A 21,045-nucleotide genomic window follows, 5' to 3' on the forward strand; every position below is an offset into this window, starting at 1 on the left:
GATGAGGTCCGCGAAGATGCGTGACCTGTTCTTCGTCGCCTTTCTGGGCGTCTTCTTCTTGGCTGGCTTGCGCAGGCCTTTCCTGCTGATCGCGGTCTATGCCTATATCGACATCGTTTCTCCTCAGCGACTCTCCTATTTCCTGCTGAACAGCATCCCGATTTCCTTCATCGCCTTCCTGCTGGCGGTGGGGACTTGGGCACTGGTCGACGACAAGAAGGACTGCCGCTTCTCCGCGCGGCAGGTGATCCTGCTGCTGCTGCTCGCCTGGTGCGGATATACCACGGCGACGGCGGACTTCCCGATCAACGCAGTCACCAAATGGGGCTGGGTCTGGAAGGCGATGGTGTTCGCCATCTTCCTGCCCGTCACCCTGCGCACGCGCCTGCGGATCGAGGCGCTGACCCTGTTCATGGTGCTCTGCGCCAGCACGATCATCATCAATGGCGGCATGAAGACGGCGCTGTCGGGCGGCGGCTATGGCGTGCTGAACCTGATGGTCGACAATAATAGCGGCCTGTATGAAGGCAGCATCATCTCGACCGTCGCCATTTCGCTGATCCCGCTGATCCTCTGGCTGTCGCGGCATGGCACCATCTTCCCCCCCGACTGGCGGGTCAGGCTGTTCGCCTATGCGCTCTGCTTCGCCTGCCTGCTGATGCCCATCGGGACCGAGGCACGCACAGGGCTGGTCTGCATCGCCGTCCTGGCGGGACTGATGCTGATGCGGTCGAAGCGGCGCTTCATCTATGGTCCGCTGATGGCGGTCGCAGCGCTGGCGGCGATCCCCTTCCTGCCCGCCAGCTTCACCCAGCGCATGTCGACCATCGAAAATCACCAGAGCGACGAGAGCGCCTCCACGCGCCTCGAAGTGTGGAAATGGACGCTGGACTATGTGAAGGAGCATCCGGGCGGCGGCGGCTTCGACAATTATCTGCAGAACAAGTTCACCTATGTCATGCAGGAGCGGGTCGTCGACGCCGCCGGATCGCGCATGGAAAAGCGCATCGTCACCGACCATGGCCGCGCCTATCACAGCGCCTATTTCGAGATGCTGGGCGAGCAGGGCTATTTCGGCTTCTTCCTCTGGGCGCTGCTGCATCTGACCTGCTTCGTCCGCACCGAAGCGATCCGGCGCATGTACCGCAAGCGCGAAGGCGATGAGGCCTGGGTCGCGCCCTTCGCCCTCGCCCTGCAACAGGGGCATGTCATCTACATGGTCGGATCGCTGTTCGTGGGCATCGCCTATCAGCCTTTCATCTTCATGATGCTCTCGCTGCAAATCGGCCTCGACACCTATTTGACCCGCAAACGCAAGTTCGCGGCGCGCCAGCCGTTATTTCCCGCATCACCAGTCGCGCAGAGGACCGCATGAAGGGCGAGTTGAAGATTTTGGGCGCAGCCCACGGGCTGCTGCTGGGGCTGGTGCTCGCGTCGCCGCTGATCGCGCCGTCGCTGCTGCCCTGGGGGGCGGAAGCGCTGTTCATCATCGCCGCCTTCCAGTTGCGGCTGGCCGACCGGCGCTGGGAAACCCGCGCGGGGTTGCACGGCTGGATCAGCCATATCCGCATGGCGCCGCTGCGGCTGGCGCCCTGGGCCGGAACGACGGTCGTCGCGCTGATCGCGGGGCCGGAACAGGCGCGGCTCGCCGCCGCGATCCTGATCGCCATCGCCATGAGCGAATTGCTGATCTATCCGGTCATCGCCCATCTGCTCGGCCGTCTGCCGCGCCTGGGTCTGGCGGGAGCGATTTTGCTGCTGCTCATCGGCTGTGGCCTGACGGAGCCGGGACAGGCGGCGCGCTTCGCCATGGCCTTTGCGTTGGGAATGGGTGGTTGCGTCTTCTGGCTGCGCGGCCCGGATGGGGAGGCGGGCGCGACACTCGCCGCGCTGGCGGGCGCGGTTGCCGCGCTGATCATCGCCCTGCTGTGGCCGCTGGCAAAGACAGTGGCTATTCCCGCCGCGATTCTCTGCCTGACGCTGACGCTCGCTCATTTGTCGGTCATGCGCCGCCATCCGCTGCATTGGCGGCTGCCGAGCGGCATGCGGTTCATGCGGTTTCACTAGGCGGCGTTCGGAAGGCTTTGGCGACGGCTATTGGTCAGTTCCAGCCATTGAGAGGCACGTGTTCCTGCGAAGGCAGGAACCCAGTTCCTGCGATGCGACGATCCACGAACGGCAAGGCTGGGCTCCTGCCTTCGCAGGAGCACGGTGCACTTCAAGGAAAGCGACGCAAAAGCGGATCTTCCACTCTCCACCCAATTCTCCTCCCCCGATCGTGCGTTGCGGAACGAAGCTATAAACGGCGGGTTGAAGAAAAATCATGCCGCCAAAGCCCATCGTCCACGCCAATGACAGCCTGCCCGGCATCACGCGCCGGACCCTGAAAAGAGGATGGGCCTATTTCGACGCCAGCGGCGCGCGCATCACCGACCGGGAAGAGATCGACCGGCTGAACGCCATCGCCATGCCGCCCGCCTATCGCGATTGCTGGTTCTGCTCCACGCCCAATGGCCATATCCAGGCGACCGGCTATGATGATCGGGGCCGCAAGCAATATCGCTATCACACCGATTTCCGCGCTGCGCGGGAGGCGGAGAAATATGCCGGATGCGCCGCCTTCGGCCATGCCCTGCCGAAACTGCGCGCCCGGATCGAGGCCGATCTCTCCAAAAGGGGTCTGCGCAAGGAAAGGACGCTGGCCGCCGTCGTGCGCCTGCTCGATCTGGCCAAGGTCCGCATCGGCAATGAGCAATATGCCGCCGCGAACAAGAGCTTCGGCGCAACCACGCTACGCCGCCGCCATGTCGACCTGCGCGGTCAGGCGCTGCGCCTGCGCTACCGCGCCAAATCGGGGCGCGAGCATGAGCTGACCGTCACCGACCGCCGCCTGGCCCGCTTCGCGCGCGCGGTGCAGGATCTGCCGGGACAGCATCTGTTCCAATATCTGGATGAGGAAGGCCTCGCCCGGCCGATCACCTCCAGCGACGTCAACGCCTATATAGCGCAAGCGATGGGCGGCGATTTCACCGCCAAGCATTTCCGCACCTGGGGCGCTTCCGTCATCGCCTTCGAGGTTTTGGCGGCGGAAAGCCTGTCGCTCAAGCAGATGATCGCGCCGGTGGCGGAAGCGCTGGGCAACACCCCGGCGATCAGCCGCAAAAGCTATATCCACCCCGCATTGATCGAGCTTTGCCGCAACGGACAGGATGAATGGCGCGAAGGGCTTCGCCTGCCGCGCGCAACCCGCTATCTGTCCCGTTACGAACGGGGACTGATCGCCTTGTTGGAGAGCCTGGACACCGTTTCCGCGCTCCCGCTGGCGGCCTGACCCGCACCCACGGCTTCAAGGATGTTCATGGCCAAGAAAGACCCCGTCGCCCTGCCAGAGATCGACGTCCGCCCGCCTAATCTGGCGGAAATGTGGCATTCGACGGTCCACTGGTTCTCGCTCCACTATCTGCAAATCCTGATCGCGATCGGCGCGGCGGTCGTCATCTACAGCCTGCTGACGGCGCTGCGCAGCGTCGGCGGGCGGCTGAAGGGCGCTCCCGGCGACACGCTGGGCTTTACCAATGTCGCGGGCCGGGCCTTTGCCCGCACCACCCATTTCTTCATGGGCGCAGTCGCGGCGCGGCTGGTGGTCAGCTATGCCAACCCACCACAGATGGTGCTGAAGACCGTCGCCTTCCTCTTCACCATCGCCGCCGTCTTCCAATGCGCCATCTGGGCGCGGGAGATCATCCTGGGCCTGGTCGAGCGGCGCACTTCGGCGGATGAAAGCCAGAGCCTGGCCAATGCCATGGGCCTGATCCGGGTGCTGGTGACTTTTGCGCTGTTCGCGATCGCGCTGATCGTCGTGCTGGACAATCTGGGCGTCAACGTCACCGGCCTGGTCGCGGGCCTGGGCATAGGCGGCATCGCGATCGGTCTGGCCGCGCAGGGCATCTTCTCCGACCTGTTCGCCGCGCTGTCGATCATCTTCGACAAGCCCTTCCGCCAGGGCGAGGTCATCACCTATGACCAGACCACCGCCCGGGTCGAGCATATCGGCCTCAAAAGCACGCATCTGCGCGCGATGAGCGGTGAGAAGAAGGTGATCTCCAACGCCAATCTGCTGCAGAAGGAGATCACCAGCCTTCAGATGCTGACGCAGCGCCGCGTGACCTTCGCGATCGGCATCATCTACCAGACTCCCGAGGACAAGGCCGATGCGATCACGGCGATGCTCAAGGAGATCGTGGAGGCGCAGGGGCATATCTTCGTCAATGCGGGGCTGGTGAGCTTTGGCGCCAGTTCGCTCGACTATCAGCTCAATTTCGACGTGCTCGACCCCGACACCCATGATTATTTCCTGTCGCGGCACGGGGTCGGCCTCGCCATCTGGAAGCGCTTCAGGGCGGAGGGGATCGAATTCGCCTATCCGACGCAGACCAGCTTCACCGCCGCGCCGGATGGCCGGACGGTCATGCCCTATCCGGAAGCGCCTGCCCGACTCGCCTGACCGCATATCGGACTCGGCCCATCATGCTCCTGCTTGCCTGACCCGGCGGCGGGAGTCAGGCCGGGCCGACCATGAACAGACATTTCGGAATTTCCATGAAACCGATCTATTTGCTGGCCGCGGCAGCATTTGCTCTCGCTCCCGCAGCCCATGCCGAGGGGATCGGCGCCGAACTTGATTATGGTCGGGCCGACGGCCATTGGGGCACGGAAATCGGCGCGGGCTATGCGCTGGACATTGGCGGCTTCAGCCTGACGCCGGGCGGCGGCGTCTATCTGCGCGACGGCGATGCGAAGCTCTATGGACGCGTGGAGGCAAGCTATACCCTGCCCGCCTCCGCCACCATCGGCGCGGGCGTGCGCTTCAGCGGCGACAACACGCGGCCCTATGCGACGCTTGCCATGCCGCTGATCCCCAAGTTGCGCGCCAAGGCCAATGTCGGGCCTAAATATTATGCCGTGGGTCTAACGTTGGGCTATTGATGATAACCCGGAATTCTAGCCCACGCCCCACAGGCTACCGGGATGGAGCAGCCCATCATGTAGAGTAAGTGCGCCTTCCCTGTCCTTCGCCAGCAACAGCGCGCCATCCAGATCGATCCAGTCGGCCCCCTGCGCCACCAGCGCCGCCGGCGCGATCCCCAGCGACGTGCCCAACATGCAGCCGACCATCACGCGAAACCCCCGCACTCTGGCCTCCCGCGACAGGGCCAGCGCCTCGGTCAGCCCACCCGCCTTGTCGAGCTTGATGTTCACCGCGTCGAAATTCCCCAGCCGGTCGAGATCGGCCCGCGTATGACAACTCTCGTCGGCGCAAAGCGGCAGCGGCGACCTGATCCCGGAGAGCCGCTCCTCCCTGCCATGGACGATCGGCTGCTCGACCATCTCCACACCCAGTTCCGCCAGCGCCTGAGCCTCGGCCACGATATCCAGATCATGCCAGCTCTCATTGGCGTCGACGATCAACCGCACGTCCGGCGCGCCCGCCCGCACGGCGGCGATCCGCGCCCGGTCGCCCTCGCCGGTCAGCTTGCATTTGAGCAGGCCGAAGCCGCGCCCCGCCGCCGCCCGCGCATCCGCCTCCATCTTTTCCGGCTCGCCCAGGCTGATGGTGAAGGCGGTCGGCAAGGGCTGCGGCTCCTCCAGCCCCGCCAATTTCCAGACCGGCACCCCGGCGCGCTTCGCCTCCAGATCCCAGAGCGCGCAGTCCAGCGCATTGCGCGCCGCCCCACGCGGCATCGCCTCCAGCAACGCCTCGCGCTCCAGCGGCCCGGCATAGGCGTCGATCGCCGCCGCGCAACCTTCCGCCGTCTCGCCTTCATAATAGATCGCCGTGCCCTCGCCCCGGCCGACATGCGCGCCGTCGCCCACGGTGCAGACGACGACGTCCACCGATGTCTTCGCTCCCCGGCTGATGATGAAGGCTCCCGCGACCGGCCAGCGTTCAACAGTCGCGGATATGATGCGTGTCATCGGCGTTCCCTGTGCTGAATATGGTCGGGCCTATGCGAACCGGCTATCCCGCCGCATAACCAGTCTCAACCCGCAGATAAAGGATAGGCGCACCCGTGACCTCCAGAGAATTGACCGGCTTCCTGTCCCTCAGCGATGCCGACGCACTGGCGGCCCGGCGCCGGCTGTCCGATATGGCCTGGCGCATCGGCTTCGGCGCAATCACCTGGCCCTGGCTGCTGGCGAGCCTGTCGGGCGGGCGCAAGGCGGACAAGCGCGCCTTGCTCGATGAACTCGGCCTGCCCCATGACGCCCTGCCGCATCTGGGCAGTTGGAAGGCCGATGTCGGCTTCCTGCGCCATATCGTCAGGGAAATCGCCCGGCTGCGGCCCGCCCATGTGGTCGAACTGGGCGCGGGCGCTTCCACGCTGATCGCGGCGCGCGCCCTTGCGCTGCATGGCGGGGGACGGCTGACCAGCTTCGACCAGCATGACGGTTTCGTGCAGGCGACTCGCAACTGGCTTGCCGATCATGGCCTGACGGCCGATTTGCGCCACGCGCCCCTCGCGGTCGAGAGCCGGGATTGGCCGGGCCGCTGGTACGATATCGACAGCCTGCCCGACAGCATCGACCTGCTGATCATCGACGGACCGCCCTGGGCGGTGCACCCGCTGGTGCGCGGCGCTGCGGACAGCCTGTTCGCGCGCCTTTCACCGGGCGCGGTCGTGCTGCTCGATGACGCCGCCCGCCCCGGCGAGCGGCTCGTCGCCCGGCGCTGGCGCAAGCGCTGGCCGCATATCGACTTCCGCCTGAAGCATGACGGGACCAAGGGCACGCTGGTAGGGCGCCGCCGCGACACCTCAATCCCCGTCGCCAACGACAATGAACAGGGCCGCGCCTGGCGCCATCTCGCCCGCGCCGCTGGCATCGCCGCGCTGATCGCCACCGGCTGGATCGCCCGCGGCGAACTGGGTGAATTTCCCCAGGCGGCACAGGCCAGCACCTTCCTGGACGAAGCAGCCGCGTCCCACCGCACGGGGCTGCTGCGGCAGCGCATGGCGTCGCAGGTGGAAAGCGCCACGCTCAACCCCTACGAAATCCAGCGATCGACCGGCATCATCCTGCCTCCGCTGCCCGCAAAGTGGCGCATCCATGACGTGCAGCTTTATCCGACGCCCGACAGCCCGGCCGTCGCCGTGTCGATCACCACGCCGGAGGGCGAACAACTGTCCTTCTTCGCGGACCGGGCCGAAACCCCGGCGGAGGCGCGTCCACTGCTCGCCCGGCGCGCGGACGACGTCATCGCCTATTGGGAAGCGGGCGACATGGCCTATGCCCTGACCGGCCGCGCCGGGCCGCAGCGGATCATGGCGCTGGCGGCGGAGATCGCGCCCGCCGGTTGACGCGATCCGGGTGGGACCGGATTATATGACACCGAGATTTCGGCGTCGTGCAATGTTCCATTTCTCGCGAAATCCCTTTAGAGCCCGGCGCCATGGAGGATGTGGAACAACCATCGCCGCGCGGCAGCGCGCGCCCCGCACTTGGCAGCCTGGCGATGATCTGGCGTTTCGCCAGCCGCTATCCGGGCCGCATTGCCGGGGCGATGGCCGCCCTGATCGTCTCGTCCGCCGCGACGCTGGCGATCCCCAGCGGTTTCCGGCTGGTCATCGACCGGGGCTTCATGGGCGGCGGGGACATCAGCCGCTGGTTCGAATATCTGTTCCTGATCGTCGCGATCCTGGCATTGGCCACGGCGGCGCGCTTCTATTTCGTGTCCTGGCTGGGCGAACGCGTCGTCGCGGACATCCGGTCGGCCACCCAGGCCAATCTGCTGCGGCAGGAACCGCGCTTCTTCGAGGAAAACCGCCCCTCCGAAATCGCATCCCGCATGACCGCCGACACGGCTATCATCGACCAGGTGGTGGGCTCGACCGTGTCGATCGCACTACGCAATCTGGTGACGGGCACCGGCGGGCTCATCTATCTCTTCGCCCTGGCGCCCAAGCTCGCCGGACTGCTGCTGCTCGGCATTCCCGTCATATTGGTCGCGATCGTCGGTCTGGGACGCCGCGTGCGCGCGTTGTCGCGGGCGAGCCAGGACCGGCTGGCCGATGTCGGCAGCGTCACCTCGGAAACCCTGGGCGCGATGAAGATCGTCCAGGCTTTCGGCCAGGAAGGCCGGGAAGCAGCGCGGTTCGACACGACCGTCGAGGCGGGCTTCACGACCGCAAGGCGGCGGATCGCCCTGCGCGCAGCGATGACGGCGATCGTCATCGCTCTGGTCTTCGGATCGATCACCGCGGTCATGTGGCAGGGTGCGCTGGACGTCGCCGCCGGACGCCTGTCGGGCGGCAGCATCGCCGCTTTCGTCCTGACCGGCGGCCTCGTCGCGGGCGCGTTCGGCGCGCTGTCCGAAACCTGGGGCGACCTGCTGCGCGGCGCGGGGGCAGCCGGACGGCTGCATGAACTGATGATCGCGACGCCGCAGATCATGGCTCCGCCCCGCCCCGTTCCAGTGCCGCGAACCGAGCATGGCGCGCATCTCCAGTTCGAGGATGTGCATTTCCGTTACCCCACCCGGCCCGATCAGGCGGCCCTGCACGGCATTTCGATCGACATCGCGCCGGGCGAAACCGTCGCGATCGTCGGCCCGTCCGGCGCGGGAAAATCGACCCTGATCCAGTTGACGCTGCGCTTCTACGATCCGGATTCGGGTGTGATCCGCCTGAACGGCGTGCCTTTGCCTCAGGCCGATCCAGCGGCGGTGCGCGACATGATGGCGATGGTGCCGCAGGAAAGCATCATCTTCGCCGCGTCGGCGCGGGACAATCTGCGCTACGGACGATGGGACGCCAGCGACGACCAGATCTGGGCAGCGGCCCGCGCCGCCAATGCGGAAGCTTTTCTGCGCACCCTTCCAGAAGGCCTCGACAGTTTTCTGGGCGAAGGCGGCGCCCGGCTTTCAGGGGGCCAGCGCCAACGCCTTTCGATCGCCCGCGCACTGCTGCGCGACGCGCCGATCCTGCTGCTGGACGAAGCAACCTCCGCGCTGGATGCCGAATCGGAGCGGCTGGTGCAGGACGCGCTGGGGCGGCTGATGCAGGGCCGCACGACCATCGTCATCGCCCATCGCCTGGCGACGGTCAGGGCAGCGGATCGCATCCTGGTGCTCGATGAAGGGCGGCTGGTCGAACAGGGCGATCATGCCACGCTGATGGGGAAAAAGGGTCTCTACGCCCGGCTGGCCAATCTCCAGTTTCAGGATGCGCCTGCGGCCTGAGCGGGGCGGGCAGCCCGTCAGAATTTCAGGCGGGTCAGTGCCTCTTTCTTGCCGATCAGCGGCAGTATCTGTCCCATGTCGGGGCCGTGATCCATGCCCGTCAGCGCGCGGCGCAGGGGAAGGAACAGCGCCTTGCCCTTGCGGCCGGTTTCCACCTTCAATGCCTCGGTGAGCGTCCGCCAGACGGCGGCGTCGAAAGTCGCTTCCGACAAGGCGGCGTGCGCCAAGGCAAGGAAGTCGCGATCTTCTTCCGCAGGGGTCGGGGTGTCGATCGGGCCGGTGACGATCCGCCACCAGTCGGCCACACCCGCAACCGTTTCAAGGTTGGGCCTGATAACCTCCCACGCCGCTTCGTCCATCCCTTTGGGCAGACGATCAGCGACGGCGGCATAGGGCAGGAAGTGGACGATCTTCTGATTGAGGGTCGCCAGTTCCGCCTCATCGAAGCGCGCGGGGGCACGGCCGAAATGAGCGAAGTCGAAGCTGTCGATCAGCGGCTCAGGGCTTGTGAATGGCTCGACCGGCATGGAACTGCCCAGGCGGGCCAGCAGCGAGGCGATGGCCATGGGTTCAAGGCCGATCTCGCGAAAATGAGCGACGCCGAGCGAGCCAAGGCGCTTGGAGAGCTTGCCTTCGCTGCCGGTGAGCAGCGCTTCATGAGCGAATGCGGGGAGCGGCGCGCCCAAAGCCGTGAACATCTGGATCTGGGTGGCGGTGTTAGACACATGGTCCTCGCCGCGCAGGACGTGGGTGACGCCCATGGCGATGTCGTCAATCACCGATGGGAGCATGTACAGCCAGCTTCCATCGGCGCGGCGGATCACCGGGTCGGACAGCAGCTTGGGGTCGAAGCGCTGCTCACCGCGGATAAGGTCGGTCCAGGCGATGGGCTGGTCATGATTGAGCTTGAAGCGCCAATGGGGCTTGCGGCCTTCGGCTTCGTAGGACGCGATCTGGTCCGGGGTCAGGGACAAGGCCGTACGGTCATAAACAGGAGGCAAGCCGCGACCGAGCAGCACCTTGCGGCGCAGGTCCAGTTCCTGGCTCGTTTCATAGGCCGGATAGACATGGCCTGCGGCTTTGAGGGCTTCGAATTTCTCTTCGTAGAGGGCGAAGCGGTCGGACTGCTTTTCCTCGCCGTCCCAATGGAGACCAAGCCATTTGAGGTCCGCCTTGATCGACTCCGCATATTCAGGACGCGAGCGTTCGAGGTCGGTGTCGTCGAGGCGCAGCAGGAATTGGCCACCACTCTTCCTCGCCCACAGCCAATTGTGAAGCGCGGCGCGGATATTGCCGACATGGAGATTGCCGGTGGGCGACGGGGCGAAGCGGGTGATGACGGTCATGGCCGTTACAACGTCCGGAAGGCGTTGGTGATCGGATAGCGGCGGTCGCGGCCGAAATTGCGCATGCCAAGCTTCACGCCGGGGGGCGACTGGCGGCGCTTATATTCGGCCACGTAGAGCAGACGTTCGATGCGGGCGACGGTATCACGGTCGAAGCCACGGGCGACGAGTTGTTCGACCGATAATTCCTCTTCCACCAGGCCGTAGAGGATCGGGTCCAGCAGCTCATAGGGGGGCAGGCTGTCCTCATCCTTCTGATTGTCGCGCAGTTCGGCGCTGGGCGGCTTGGTGATGACGCGCTCCGGCATGACCGGACCCTTGGAACCTAGGCCCAAGCCCAGCGACGGCACATTCTCGTTGCGCCAGCGGCAGAGGTCGAACACCGTGGTCTTATAGGCGTCCTTGAGCACCGAATAACCGCCCGCCATGTCGCCATAAATGGTGGCATAGCCGACCGACATCTCGCTCTTGTTGCCGGTGGTCAGCAGCATATGGCCGAATTTGTTGGACAGGCCCATCAGCGTAAGCCCACGAATGCGGGACTGGATATTTTCTTCGGTGAGGTCGCGCTGGCGGCCGGTGAAGACATCGGCCAGCATGGAATCGAAGGCTTCCACCGCCGGTTCGATCGGAATGGTGTCATAACGAACGCCGAGCAGCCGGGCGCATTCTACCGCATCGTCCAGACTTTCCTGACTGGTGAAGCGCGACGGCATCATCACGCACCAGACGCGATCGGCGCCCAGCGCATCCACGGCGACAGCGGCGGACAAGGCGGAATCGATGCCGCCGGACAGGCCGAGGACCACGCCCGGGAAACGGTTCTTGTTCACATAGTCGCGCAAGCCGAGAACCATGGCGTTATAGATGTCGGCCGGGCGCTCATCGAGGATATGCCGCTCGCCGGGCAGGCAGACCCACTGGCCTTCCCATTTTTCCCAGTTGGTGAGGACCAGGGCTTCTTCCCAGTCGGGGAGCTGCTGGGCAAGGCTGAGATCGCCGTTCATCACGAAGGACGCGCCGTCGAACGCCAGCTCATCCTGGCCGCCGACGCGGTTCAGATAGATGAGCGGCAAGCCCGTTTCGCGGACGCGCGTGCCGGCCACGGCGTTGATGCGGCGGTCATCCTTGTCGACCTCGAACGGGCTGCCATTGGGGCTGATCAGGATTTCAGCGCCCTCCGCCCGCAGATGCGCGGTGACGAAGGGGAACCAGATATCCTCGCAAATGGGGACGCCGATCTTGACGCCCCGGAAGTCGATCGGCGCGGGCAGCGGACCGGGGGCGAAGAGGCGCTTTTCATCGAAGGTGCCGTAATTGGGCAGTTCGCGCTTCTGGCGGATGGCGGTGACGGCGCCATTTTCCAACAGGGCGACGACGTTGAAAAGGACGCCCTGCGAGGCGACGACCGTGCCCACCAGCATGGCCGGGCCGCCATCTGCGGTCGCCTGGGCCAGGCGGTCGAGTTCATGGTTGGCGCGGTCGACCAGAGCGGGCTTCAGCACCAGATCCTCAGGCGGATAGCCGATCAGTTGCAGTTCGGGATAGACGATGAGGTCAGCATCCATGGCGCGGGCGCGCCATTCCAGCATCGCATCGGCATTGGCGGACAAGTCGCCCACCGACTGCGTCATCTGGGCAAGGGCTATCACGAGTTTGTCGGTCATGAGGAGCGCCCCTAGAGCATTTTGGCCGTGAGCCAAAATGCTCTGTCATTTGTTGCCGCATTTTCAAACCCGATGCCCCGTTTCAGGACCGTTCTAAAAATGCTCGGGTTCATTTTGCCGCGAGGCGCGAAAGCGCCTTTTCAGGAGAGACCTCCGCCGCTAAAGGGGCCGCGTTCTCGCCATCGTCATCAATTCGTCACGGGGGTTTGGCCATGAAGCTCATGACCGGCAATTCCAATAAGCCGCTCGCGGCCGCCATCGCCGACTATATCGAGATTCCCCTGACCGACGCGAGCGTCCGCCGCTTCGCGGACGAGGAAGTTTTCGTGGAAATTCATGAGAATGTCCGCGGCGAAGACGTGTTCGTGCTGCAATCGACCAGCTATCCGACGAACGACAATCTGATGGAATTGCTGATCATGATCGATGCGCTGAAACGCGCGTCGGCCAAGCGAATCACGGCAGTCGTCCCCTATTTCGGCTATGCCCGGCAAGACCGGAAGCCCGGCCCCCGCACCCCGATCTCGGCCAAGCTGGTGGCGAACCTGATCACCACGGCGGGCGCCAACCGCGTGCTGTCGGTCGACCTGCACGCCGGACAGATCCAGGGTTTCTTCGACATCCCGACCGACAATCTGTTCGGCGCGCCGGTCATGTCGGCGGATATCCAGGCGCGCTTTGGCGATCGCAACCTGATGGTCGTGTCGCCCGACGTCGGCGGCGTGGTGCGTGCGCGGGCGCTCGCCAAGCGGCTCGACAACGCGCCGCTGGCCATCGTCGACAAGCGCCGCGAGCGGGCGGGCGAATCGGAAGTCATGAACATCATCGGTGACGTGAAGGGCCGCTTCTGCGTGCTGATCGACGATATCGTCGATTCGGCGGGCACGCTCTGCAACGCCGCCGCCGCGCTGAAGGCGGCAGGCGCCGAGGAAGTGGCCGCCTATGTCAGCCATGGCGTGCTGTCGGGCGGCGCGGTGGCTCGCGTCGAAGCGTCGGAGCTCAAGGAACTGGTCATCACCGACACGATCCAGGGCACCGACGCGGTGAACGGCGCGAAGAGCATCCGCCACCTGCCCATCGCGCCCCTGCTGGGCGAAGCGATCAAGCGCATCGCGGACGAAAGCTCGGTTTCCAGCCTGTTCGACTGAGACCGACGGATTTTCCGATTTCAAACGCCGCCGGTGGAAACATCGGCGGCCTTTTCATGCGCGATGAAGCAAGGTCGCGCGGCGCGTCTTCAGGCGGTCGGCAACAGCACCGCTGGCACGCTAAGGAAGAGGATCAAGGCGACAAGGATGCGCTGGCTCCGCGAGATCCCCAGCGGATTTTCCCGCCAGATCATCGGGCAGCTCAGCAAGGCAAGCAGGAACAGCATGTTCGACAGCGTGATGGCCCCGTCAACGGGGATGTCCTGCCGCAGCGCCAGAGCGCCGAAAAGGGCAACGAAACTCAAGATCCAACCGATCAACGCCACGCCCAACTCCTTGCCGATACAGAAGAATAGACGGCTCATGTTGCGGAAGATTTAAAGCCCGCTCGCCCAGGGATCATAGGTGCCGAAGCTCCAGACGTTACCCTCCGGGTCCAGCGCCTCGTAACCGCGGCCGGGATAGCCGTCATTATCGTGCGGTTCGCTCACCACCACCGCGCCTTCGTTGCGGGCATGGAGGCAGTGGGCATCGACGTCGGGCACAACCACATAGATGCAGGTGGTGACGCCGCCCAGATCCTTCGGCGTCGTCCAAATGTAAAGCGACTCCCCTTCCCCGTCGCGGACGCTGCCCAGCATCACCATGCCCTCGCCCAGCGCCAGTTCGGCATGATGGACGATATGGGGATCGGCTTCATCCTCGTAGCAGGCGCGCAATTCAAAGCCGAAAGCGTCGCAGAGAAAGCGGATGGCGGCGGGCGCATCGGCATAGCGCAAGCCGGGGATGACGGGTGAACCGGGCATCTTTTCCTTCCTTCATTTTAAAGGAATCGGGCGGGATTAACCTAACCTTTCCGTCCCTTTGCCGCGATATTTGTTTTCCGCATTTTCTTGGGCCGTCAGGCGTTCCGCCCGACTTGAAAATGCTTTAGGTCGAGGCGCATGACGACCCGCGATGACCTGACCCTTGCCAACCGCCTTGCCGACGCTGCCGGTGCGGCGATCCGCCCTTTTTTCCGTGCCCGCTACGACATGGAATTCAAATCCGACAAGTCGCCCGTGACCGAGGCCGACCGCGCCGCGGAAGCGGCGATCCGGACGATATTGGAAAAGGAACGGCCGCAGGACGGCATCATCGGAGAGGAATATGGCGCGACGCGCGAGGATGCGGAACGGGTGTGGATACTCGATCCGATCGACGGGACGCGCAGCTTCATCGCCGGTCGGCCGATTTTCGGGACGTTGGTGGCGCTGACCCAGGCGGGTTGGCCGACCATCGGCATCATCGACCAGCCGATCGCCGGAGAGCGCTGGGCAGGGATGATGGGGCAGCCGACCACCTTCAACGGCAAGCCGGTGACGACGCGGGCGTGCCGGGGTCTGGATCAGGCGATCCTGGCTTCAACCGCGCCGCAGCTTTTCCCCGGCTGCACCGCCGAGCATTTCTCCCGGCTGGCGGGACAGTGCCGGGACACGGTCTGGGGCGGCGATTGCTATAATTACGGGCTGATCGCCTCTGGTCATGTCGATATCGTCGTCGAGGCGGGATTGAAATTGCACGACATTGCCGCGCTGGTGCCGGTGGTCGAGGGCGCGGGCGGGCGCATGTGCGATTGGGCGGGCGATCCGTTGACGCACGACAGCGCCGGGCAGGTGATCGCGCTGGGCGATCCGGCCCGGCTGGACGATGTGCTGGAGGCGCTGGCTGAGGGGCATGAGGGCCATTAAGAAGCCCATTCTGAAGAGTGGCTTTTTAAGGTGACGGCCGGTTAACAGCCGGATGACTGAACATGGCTAAAAACTCGCCAATGCGGGAAAAGCCCCCCATGGCGGAGCCGAAAAGCTTACTGGCTGATCTTGAGGATATGGTCGAGAATCGCCGGATGTAACGGACGTTCGAAAACGCAGCCCGACTCGTGGGACCGGCTCCACAGCACGCGGGCGCGGCGGCCTTCGAAGCCCGGCAGCATTATCCATACATCATCGTCCGCCGTGAGCTTCATGAAGCTTTTCAGACGAAAGCCGATTTCGGAAACGTCGGTAATGTGGCTCTTGAACCAGGTTTCGCCGGGCCGGCGGACCCGAACGCCGATCAAAGCCGTGCGGCGATCCGCTAGACGGTTATTGCCGCGATACAGGTTTGTCTGAACTTTAGCGCCCATGATCCCATGCCGATTTGACCGTCGGCATCATCGCCCATCACGGTGAAGAAAGCATTAAGCCGGACCGTGCGGAGCAAAAATAAGGGGCCGCCGAAGCAGCCCCTGTCCAGGTCGGCGCATTGCAAGGCCGATTGCGTCACCCCAGCCCGCGCCCGGAAACGGGAAGTCGAACATTCCCGGCCAAACGGCGGCGGCGTATTCGTGCCTTGAGAGCCCGGAAACCATCGGATGATCCCATCCGACGGCGATCGCGCGCTCCTGTCCGATGCGCATTTCCCTTTTTTCCGAACCGGGTTCCGGCAATGCCGGAACCCGGTCCCGATGGCTTTAGAACTTGCCGTACTGTTCGTTGCCGACGAAGCCGAGCTTCGTCACGCCAGCACGCTTGATCTCCGCCAACACCTGGTCGACCACGACATAGCGGGTCGCCGCATTGGGCTGGAACTGCAGTTCGGGTTCGACCGGCAACCGCAGCGACTGCTGCAGATACTGACGCAGGGTCAGCAGGTCGATGGCCGAACCGTTCCAGGTGATGATGCCGCTGGGATCGATAGCCACCTTGTTCTTGACAGGGTCAATGACGCTGTCGGTCGGCGGCGCGTTCTGCGGCAGGTCGATCTTGACCGCGTGGGTCTGGATCGGGATGGTGATGATGAACATGATGAGGAGAACGAGCATGACGTCGATAAGCGGCGTCGTGTTCATTTCCACCATCGGTTCGCCATCGTCTCTTCCGGCACTCATTGCCATGGCGATACTCCTAGAGCATTTTCAACAATGGTCGTCTGACGGCCATTCGGTTCGAAAATGCGTCAACAAAGGACATTAACTTAAAGCCGGCGGGTCGTCGTGCCCGGTTCAGGCTCGGAGATGAAGCCGACCTTCGGGAAACCGGCGCGCTGCATCGTGTAGATGGTGCCGCCGATGCACCGATAGGGGACGTTGATGTCACCGCGGATATGCACTTCGGGCAGATCCTCGGGCGTCATATTTTCAACGCCGCCCGCCTTCTTGATGTCCGCTTCCAGCTTCGCGACCGCGCGGTCGAGCAGCTCGTCGGAGGACACACGAGTCAGGTTCCAGTAGACCGCGCAGCTACCGTCGGAGCTCTGCGTGACCGACAGGGAGACGTTTTCCGGTTTCGTCGTCGTCGGCTCGAACGCGACCTTGGGAAGCTGTAGCTGAACCGTCTGGACGACGACCGGGACCGCGATAAGGAAGATGATGAGCAACACCAGCATGACGTCGACGAGCGGCGTCGTGTTGATGTCGGACATCGGCTTGTCTTCACCGCCGTCAGAGCCAACACTCATTGCCATTGATTATTTCCTAACATGCTTGTCGAGGGCGCCCCGGCATTTCGGGACCCACGTCCGATAAGGGGGACCAGGCGTCGCAGCCGCCGCCGGCCCCCTTGCCGGCATCTCAGCCTATCAGGCCTTGGTCGGGGCAGCGGCGGGCTTGGCAGCCGCAGCGGCCGGGGCAGCGGCGATCGCGGGCTTCACGGCGCCGTTCGACACCAGATAAGCCAGCAGGTCGACGGTGAAGCCGGCGAGCTGCTCGGAGATCGACTTGTTGCGGCGCTGCAGGAAGTTGTAGGCGAGCACCGCGGGAACGGCCACGGCCAGACCCAGGGCGGTCATGATCAGAGCTTCACCGACCGGGCCGGCGACGGCGTCGATCGAGGCCTGACCGGCGGCGCCGATCTTGATCAGAGCGCGGTAGATGCCGATAACCGTACCGAACAGACCGATGAACGGCGAGGTCGAACCGACGGTCGCGAGGAACGCCAGCCCACCGTTCAGCTTCGAGTTGATCGCGGCTTCCGAACGCGCCAGCGAGCCGTGCAGCCAGTCATGCGCTTCGACCGGGTCGGTCAGCTTGGTGTGTTCTTCCTGCGCCTTGATACCGTCGTCGACGATCTGCTTGTAGGCCGAGTTCTTTTCGAGCTTGGCGGTGCCTTCCTTCAGCGAAGCGGCGCGCCAGAAGGTCGCACGAACCTTCTTGCCCTGGTTGATCACCTTCTGCTGTTCGATCAGCTTGGTGAACAGGATGTAGAAGGTACCGACCGACATACCGCAAAGGATGATGAAAACGGTCCAGGCGATGGTGCCGCCCTGCTGGAGCGCTTCCATCAGGCCGTACGGGTTCTCCGACTTCGGCGCGGCGGCCGCTGCGATAGACATCAACATGTTCAAGACTTCCCTCTCAAAGGATCAATAACAAGGGGCAGGCGGCTTCCAGTCATTCGGAGGCGCGCGCCTGCCCTTTCAAAATCACTCCGGCAGACGCCAGGTAATGCGGCCATTGTACGTGTCCGACATCGGACCACCCCCGGCTGCTACCGCGGGCTTGAACCTCGCGCGCTTCGGCAACAGGCGGCAGGTCGCCTCATCGAGGTCGGCATGGCCGGTCGAAGAGGTGATCGTGCAGTTGGTCACGCGACCATCCGGACCGATTTCCAGCCGGAACCCAGCCGTGCCCGAGCGTTCTTCACGCTGCGCGCGGCTCGGATAGTCGGCGTCGCTGAGCCAGCTGCCGGGGCTGCTGCGCGGAGACGCACGAGAGGCGGGAACCTCCGGCGGCGGCGGAGCAGGCGGCGGCGGAGCAGCAACCGGAACCGGGTTGAAGACCGGCGGCGGAGTCCGAACCGTCTGAATCGGCGGTGCGGGGGCCGGGGTCTGAACGATCGGCGGCGGCGCGACGACCGGCGGCGGTTCAATCGGTTGATCCGGCGGGGGCGGCGGCGGCTCCTCGTCCGGTGGCGGCGGTTCCTCCTTCACGTCGATCACGTTCAGCTGTTCCGCCGCCTTTTTGACATATTTCATGCCAAGACCGGTGACGAAGGCATAACCCAGAACAGCGTGAATCAGGGCGACGATAATGATCGAGATCGTGCGACTCGATCCTTGCGAGTGGTCAGCATAGGCCATTCGGCAACGACACTCCTTAACTCAGCTTTACCAGTTGATTATCGGCAAATAAGCCAAAAACGGCCCGAGCTGGCCGGGTCATCCCGGTCATCTTGGCCCCTATCCGTTCATTTGCTACCGTGCGAACTCCTATCGCGGCGCATCGTGGCACGCAAACGCTTTATCGATATGATCATTTGCGACCACCATTACACAGCAGAAAGACTTGCATGTGACAAAGATGTCACGGCCTGCCATCATTAGGACGAAGATGAAAAAGAAATCCACCATGACCTTGCGGAAGCTGGCCCTGCTCTGCCTCATTTCCGCCGCACAATCGCAGATTTCCGCGGCTCAGACGACCGTCGACAAAATGGCGGCGCGACCATCCGAACGGGTCGCCGGTCTCGCTTATGCCGATATCGCGGACCTCGCGGACGCCGCGTCGCTGGTGGCACAGGCGCGGATTGGCAACATCATCAAATTGAAGCCCGGGCAGGCCGGCACCGTCCCGGCAGGGTATCAAAGGGTCTATGTCGAGGCGAATGTCGCCAATCTGATTCGCGGCGAGGGAGGAATCACCCCTACGGTCCGCTATCTTTACGACGCGCCGCTCGATGCGCGGGGCAAATTGCCCAAGCTCAAGAAGGCGCAGGTCATTCTGTTCGCCCGCCCGGGCACGCGGCCTGGCGAAATCCAGCTCGTCGCGCGCGACGCGCAGGTCATCGCCTCTCCCGCCGAAATTGCGCGGGTGAGGGCGATTCTGTCCGAACTGGTCGCCAATGACGCTCCCCCGCGCATCATGGGGCTGGGCGATGTCTTCCATGTCGCGGGCACGATTGCCGGCGAAGGCGAGACCCAAATCTTCCTGCGCACGGAAAATGGCGATCCCGTCTCGCTGTCCATCCTGCGCCGGCCCGGGCAGGAACCGCGCTGGGCCGTGGCGCTGGGCGAGATCGTGGATGAAGCCGCCCGCCCCCCGGCACGCGGCAGCCTGCTTTGGTACCGTCTTGCCTGCGGCCTGCCCGACGCGCTGCCAGCCCGGTCGGTGCGCGCCCTTTCCCCGCAGGATGCAGAGGCGGCCCGTGCCGATTATCAGGTGGTTCTGAGCGCTCTGGGGCCCTGCGGCCGGACGCGGGCGGCTCGCTGATCGCTCGGAACGGCCCTCTGGTTCCTTTTCCTTGGACAGAAACGCAGAGGCGGCTATCAGCGCGGCGTCCCGTGATCAGGAAGGATGAAGAGAAGCCATGACCAATCTGCACCGCCATGCCCCGCTGCGCGTCGCGCTCGTCGGCCTCGGCACGGTGGGCGGCGGCGTCATTCGGCTGCTTCAGACCAATGCGGACCTGATCGCCCGCCGCGCCGGATGCCCGATTCAGATCGTCGCCATTTCCGCGCGCGACCGGAACAAGGATCGCGGCGTCGACCTGTCCCCCTATGAATGGGTGGACGACATGACGACGCTGGCGACCCGCGACGACATCGACGTGGTGGTGGAGCTGATCGGGGGGGCGGACGGCCCGGCCCTCACCCTCGCCCGCCAGTGCCTGACCGTCGGCAAGCCTTTCGTCACCGCGAACAAGGCGATGCTGGCCCATCATGGGCTGGACCTCGCCGGTCTGGCGGAGAAGGCCGGCGTCGCGCTCAAATATGAAGCGGCGGTGGCGGGCGGCATCCCGGTCATCAAGGGCATGCGCGAAGGCGCCGCCGCGAACGAGATCAGCCGGGTCTACGGCATCCTGAACGGCACCTGCAATTACATCCTCACCACCATGGAGAAGGCCAAGGAATCCGGAAACCCCCGGGGCTTCGACGAGGTGCTGAAGGAAGCGCAGGAGCTGGGCTATGCGGAAGCCGATCCCAGCTTCGACATCGATGGCGTCGACGCCGCGCACAAGCTGACCATCCTTGCCAGCCTGGCCTTCGGCACGGAGCTGGATTTCGATGCGGTCGCGACCACCGGCATCCGCCATGTCATCGCCGCCGACATCGCGGAAGCGGCAGCGTTGGGATACCGCATCCGTCTGGTCGGCATGGCGGAGAATGGCCCTGAGGGTCTGTTCCAGCGCGTCCACCCGATGCTGGTGCCGCTCGACCATCCGCTCGCCCATGTCGATGGTTCGCTCAACGCCGTCGTGGCGGAGGGCAATTTCGTCGGCCGCCTCTTCTTCCAGGGGCGCGGCGCGGGCGATGGCCCGACCGCTTCGGCCGTGGTCGCGGACCTGATCGACGTGGCCCGCGACGAATATGGCGACGCGCTGGCGATGCCTGTCGCCGCCCTGGCGCAGCAAAAGCCCGCCGATGCCGGCAAGCGCGTGGGCCGCGCCTATCTGCGCTTCAAGGTGCAGGACCGGCCCGGCGTGCTGGCGGAGATCGCGGCGGCAACCCGCGATGCGGGCGTGTCGATCGAAAGCATGATCCAGCGCGGCGCCAATCAGGCGGACGGCGTATTGGTCGCCATCGTCACCCACGCAGGCGAGGAGCGCTGCGTCCTCGACACGCTGAACCGTCTGGCGGGTTCCGAGAGCCTGCTCCAGACGCCGATGGTGATGCACATATTGGACTGATCC

Annotated in this window: 21 protein-coding genes; 11 read left to right on the forward strand and 10 right to left on the reverse strand. The window is 64.6% G+C overall.

What is annotated here, in order from left to right:
* Nucleotides 1-16 precede the first annotated feature (16 nt).
* The 5 genes from K426_RS17860 (at nt 17) to K426_RS17880 (ending at nt 4,986) form a co-directional block, all read left to right on the forward strand.
* Nucleotides 17-1,375 (forward strand): putative O-glycosylation ligase, exosortase A system-associated, encoded by a 1,359-nt coding sequence (locus tag K426_RS17860; RefSeq protein ID WP_066559973.1) that lies wholly within the window; start codon nt 17-19, stop codon nt 1,373-1,375.
* Entirely contained in the window at nt 1,372-2,067 is a 696-nt protein-coding gene (locus K426_RS17865) for a hypothetical protein (protein ID WP_066559975.1), read from the forward strand. The genes K426_RS17860 and K426_RS17865 overlap by 4 nt, the downstream gene beginning before the upstream one ends.
* Before the next feature lie 256 nt (nt 2,068-2,323).
* Entirely contained in the window at nt 2,324-3,331 is a 1,008-nt protein-coding gene (locus K426_RS17870; RefSeq protein ID WP_066559977.1) for a DNA topoisomerase IB, read from the forward strand.
* Nucleotides 3,332-3,358: 27 nt separating this feature from the next.
* A complete protein-coding gene (locus tag K426_RS17875) occupies nt 3,359-4,504 on the forward strand; it encodes a mechanosensitive ion channel family protein (protein WP_066561970.1) in 1,146 nt (381 codons plus the stop codon).
* A 95-nt stretch (nt 4,505-4,599) separates the two neighbouring features.
* Nucleotides 4,600-4,986, forward strand: a complete 387-nt coding sequence (locus K426_RS17880) for a hypothetical protein (protein WP_066559978.1) — start codon at nt 4,600-4,602, stop codon at nt 4,984-4,986.
* 15 nt (nt 4,987-5,001) lie between these two features.
* On the opposite strand, the gene dgcA is transcribed toward K426_RS17880, so the two are convergent.
* Nucleotides 5,002-5,976 carry an N-acetyl-D-Glu racemase DgcA gene (gene dgcA / locus K426_RS17885; protein WP_066559980.1) on the reverse strand — a complete coding sequence of 325 codons (975 nt, stop codon included), beginning with the start codon at nt 5,974-5,976 and terminating at the stop codon, nt 5,002-5,004.
* A 95-nt stretch (nt 5,977-6,071) separates the two neighbouring features.
* Between dgcA and K426_RS17890 the strand changes: the two genes are divergently transcribed.
* The gene (locus tag K426_RS17890) at nt 6,072-7,358 is read left to right on the forward strand and encodes a class I SAM-dependent methyltransferase (RefSeq protein ID WP_066559983.1); all 1,287 of its coding nucleotides are present in this window, start codon (nt 6,072-6,074) and stop codon (nt 7,356-7,358) included.
* 92 nt (nt 7,359-7,450) lie between these two features.
* Nucleotides 7,451-9,238, forward strand: a complete 1,788-nt coding sequence (locus tag K426_RS17895; protein ID WP_066559986.1) for an ABC transporter transmembrane domain-containing protein — start codon at nt 7,451-7,453, stop codon at nt 9,236-9,238.
* Between the two features lie 17 nt (nt 9,239-9,255).
* Here the strand turns inward: K426_RS17895 and gltX are convergent, their stop codons facing one another.
* Both gltX and K426_RS17905 read right to left on the reverse strand, forming a co-directional pair.
* Nucleotides 9,256-10,584: a glutamate--tRNA ligase gene (gene gltX, locus K426_RS17900; protein ID WP_066559989.1), complete on the reverse strand. Its 1,329-nt coding sequence runs from the start codon at nt 10,582-10,584 to the stop codon at nt 9,256-9,258.
* A 5-nt stretch (nt 10,585-10,589) separates the two neighbouring features.
* On the reverse strand, nt 10,590-12,251 hold the full coding sequence (locus tag K426_RS17905; protein ID WP_066559992.1) for an NAD+ synthase: 1,662 nt from the start codon (nt 12,249-12,251) through the stop codon (nt 10,590-10,592).
* A gap of 212 nt (nt 12,252-12,463) precedes the next feature.
* Between K426_RS17905 and K426_RS17910 the strand changes: the two genes are divergently transcribed.
* Nucleotides 12,464-13,399 (forward strand): ribose-phosphate pyrophosphokinase, encoded by a 936-nt coding sequence (locus K426_RS17910; RefSeq protein ID WP_066559994.1) that lies wholly within the window; start codon nt 12,464-12,466, stop codon nt 13,397-13,399.
* A gap of 89 nt (nt 13,400-13,488) precedes the next feature.
* Here the strand turns inward: K426_RS17910 and K426_RS17915 are convergent, their stop codons facing one another.
* A complete protein-coding gene (locus K426_RS17915) occupies nt 13,489-13,725 on the reverse strand; it encodes a hypothetical protein (protein ID WP_066561971.1) in 237 nt (78 codons plus the stop codon).
* A 51-nt stretch (nt 13,726-13,776) separates the two neighbouring features.
* A complete protein-coding gene (locus K426_RS17920; protein WP_066560001.1) occupies nt 13,777-14,205 on the reverse strand; it encodes a VOC family protein in 429 nt (142 codons plus the stop codon).
* A gap of 138 nt (nt 14,206-14,343) precedes the next feature.
* Here K426_RS17920 and hisN point away from each other — a divergent pair, with 138 nt between their 5' ends.
* Nucleotides 14,344-15,129: a histidinol-phosphatase gene (hisN, locus tag K426_RS17925; protein ID WP_066560004.1), complete on the forward strand. Its 786-nt coding sequence runs from the start codon at nt 14,344-14,346 to the stop codon at nt 15,127-15,129.
* Nucleotides 15,130-15,245: 116 nt separating this feature from the next.
* Here hisN and K426_RS17930 read toward each other — a convergent pair whose 3' ends face one another.
* The 5 genes from K426_RS17930 to K426_RS17955 all read right to left on the reverse strand — a co-directional run bounded on the left by K426_RS17930 (nt 15,246) and on the right by K426_RS17955 (nt 18,496).
* Nucleotides 15,246-15,563 carry a PilZ domain-containing protein gene (locus tag K426_RS17930; RefSeq protein WP_066560006.1) on the reverse strand — a complete coding sequence of 106 codons (318 nt, stop codon included), beginning with the start codon at nt 15,561-15,563 and terminating at the stop codon, nt 15,246-15,248.
* Nucleotides 15,564-15,890: 327 nt separating this feature from the next.
* Nucleotides 15,891-16,313, reverse strand: a complete 423-nt coding sequence (locus K426_RS17940) for an ExbD/TolR family protein (RefSeq protein WP_066560011.1) — start codon at nt 16,311-16,313, stop codon at nt 15,891-15,893.
* A gap of 80 nt (nt 16,314-16,393) precedes the next feature.
* A complete protein-coding gene (locus tag K426_RS17945; protein WP_066560013.1) occupies nt 16,394-16,882 on the reverse strand; it encodes an ExbD/TolR family protein in 489 nt (162 codons plus the stop codon).
* Between the two features lie 114 nt (nt 16,883-16,996).
* Nucleotides 16,997-17,755, reverse strand: a complete 759-nt coding sequence (locus K426_RS17950; RefSeq protein WP_066560014.1) for a MotA/TolQ/ExbB proton channel family protein — start codon at nt 17,753-17,755, stop codon at nt 16,997-16,999.
* 84 nt (nt 17,756-17,839) lie between these two features.
* Nucleotides 17,840-18,496 (reverse strand): energy transducer TonB, encoded by a 657-nt coding sequence (locus K426_RS17955; RefSeq protein ID WP_066560017.1) that lies wholly within the window; start codon nt 18,494-18,496, stop codon nt 17,840-17,842.
* A 268-nt stretch (nt 18,497-18,764) separates the two neighbouring features.
* Between K426_RS17955 and K426_RS17960 the strand changes: the two genes are divergently transcribed.
* A complete protein-coding gene (locus tag K426_RS17960) occupies nt 18,765-19,625 on the forward strand; it encodes a hypothetical protein (protein ID WP_082748936.1) in 861 nt (286 codons plus the stop codon).
* 97 nt (nt 19,626-19,722) lie between these two features.
* A complete protein-coding gene (locus K426_RS17965) occupies nt 19,723-21,042 on the forward strand; it encodes a homoserine dehydrogenase (protein ID WP_066560022.1) in 1,320 nt (439 codons plus the stop codon).
* The last annotated feature ends 3 nt before the right edge of the window (nt 21,043-21,045 follow it).

The sequence above is a fragment of the Sphingobium sp. TKS genome (genome assembly GCF_001563265.1).
Taxonomy (GTDB): domain Bacteria; phylum Pseudomonadota; class Alphaproteobacteria; order Sphingomonadales; family Sphingomonadaceae; genus Sphingobium.

Bases quoted from the DNA above. Each gene is read 5' to 3' on its own strand.
- K426_RS17860 (WP_066559973.1), top strand. From the start codon at position 17: ATGCGTGACCTGTTCTTCGTCGCCTTTCTGGGCGTCTTCTTCTTGGCT.
- K426_RS17865 (WP_066559975.1), top strand. From the start codon at position 1,372: ATGAAGGGCGAGTTGAAGATTTTGGGCGCAGCCCACGGGCTGCTGCTG.
- K426_RS17870 (WP_066559977.1), top strand. From the start codon at position 2,324: ATGCCGCCAAAGCCCATCGTCCACGCCAATGACAGCCTGCCCGGCATC.
- K426_RS17875 (WP_066561970.1), top strand. From the start codon at position 3,359: ATGGCCAAGAAAGACCCCGTCGCCCTGCCAGAGATCGACGTCCGCCCG.
- K426_RS17880 (WP_066559978.1), top strand. From the start codon at position 4,600: ATGAAACCGATCTATTTGCTGGCCGCGGCAGCATTTGCTCTCGCTCCC.
- dgcA (WP_066559980.1), bottom strand. From the start codon at position 5,976: ATGACACGCATCATATCCGCGACTGTTGAACGCTGGCCGGTCGCGGGA.
- K426_RS17895 (WP_066559986.1), top strand. From the start codon at position 7,451: ATGGAGGATGTGGAACAACCATCGCCGCGCGGCAGCGCGCGCCCCGCA.
- gltX (WP_066559989.1), bottom strand. From the start codon at position 10,584: ATGACCGTCATCACCCGCTTCGCCCCGTCGCCCACCGGCAATCTCCAT.
- K426_RS17905 (WP_066559992.1), bottom strand. From the start codon at position 12,251: ATGACCGACAAACTCGTGATAGCCCTTGCCCAGATGACGCAGTCGGTG.
- K426_RS17910 (WP_066559994.1), top strand. From the start codon at position 12,464: ATGAAGCTCATGACCGGCAATTCCAATAAGCCGCTCGCGGCCGCCATC.
- K426_RS17920 (WP_066560001.1), bottom strand. From the start codon at position 14,205: ATGCCCGGTTCACCCGTCATCCCCGGCTTGCGCTATGCCGATGCGCCC.
- hisN (WP_066560004.1), top strand. From the start codon at position 14,344: ATGACGACCCGCGATGACCTGACCCTTGCCAACCGCCTTGCCGACGCT.
- K426_RS17930 (WP_066560006.1), bottom strand. From the start codon at position 15,563: ATGGGCGCTAAAGTTCAGACAAACCTGTATCGCGGCAATAACCGTCTA.
- K426_RS17940 (WP_066560011.1), bottom strand. From the start codon at position 16,313: ATGGCAATGAGTGCCGGAAGAGACGATGGCGAACCGATGGTGGAAATG.
- K426_RS17945 (WP_066560013.1), bottom strand. From the start codon at position 16,882: ATGGCAATGAGTGTTGGCTCTGACGGCGGTGAAGACAAGCCGATGTCC.
- K426_RS17950 (WP_066560014.1), bottom strand. From the start codon at position 17,755: ATGTTGATGTCTATCGCAGCGGCCGCCGCGCCGAAGTCGGAGAACCCG.
- K426_RS17955 (WP_066560017.1), bottom strand. From the start codon at position 18,496: ATGGCCTATGCTGACCACTCGCAAGGATCGAGTCGCACGATCTCGATC.
- K426_RS17960 (WP_082748936.1), top strand. From the start codon at position 18,765: ATGACCTTGCGGAAGCTGGCCCTGCTCTGCCTCATTTCCGCCGCACAA.
- K426_RS17965 (WP_066560022.1), top strand. From the start codon at position 19,723: ATGACCAATCTGCACCGCCATGCCCCGCTGCGCGTCGCGCTCGTCGGC.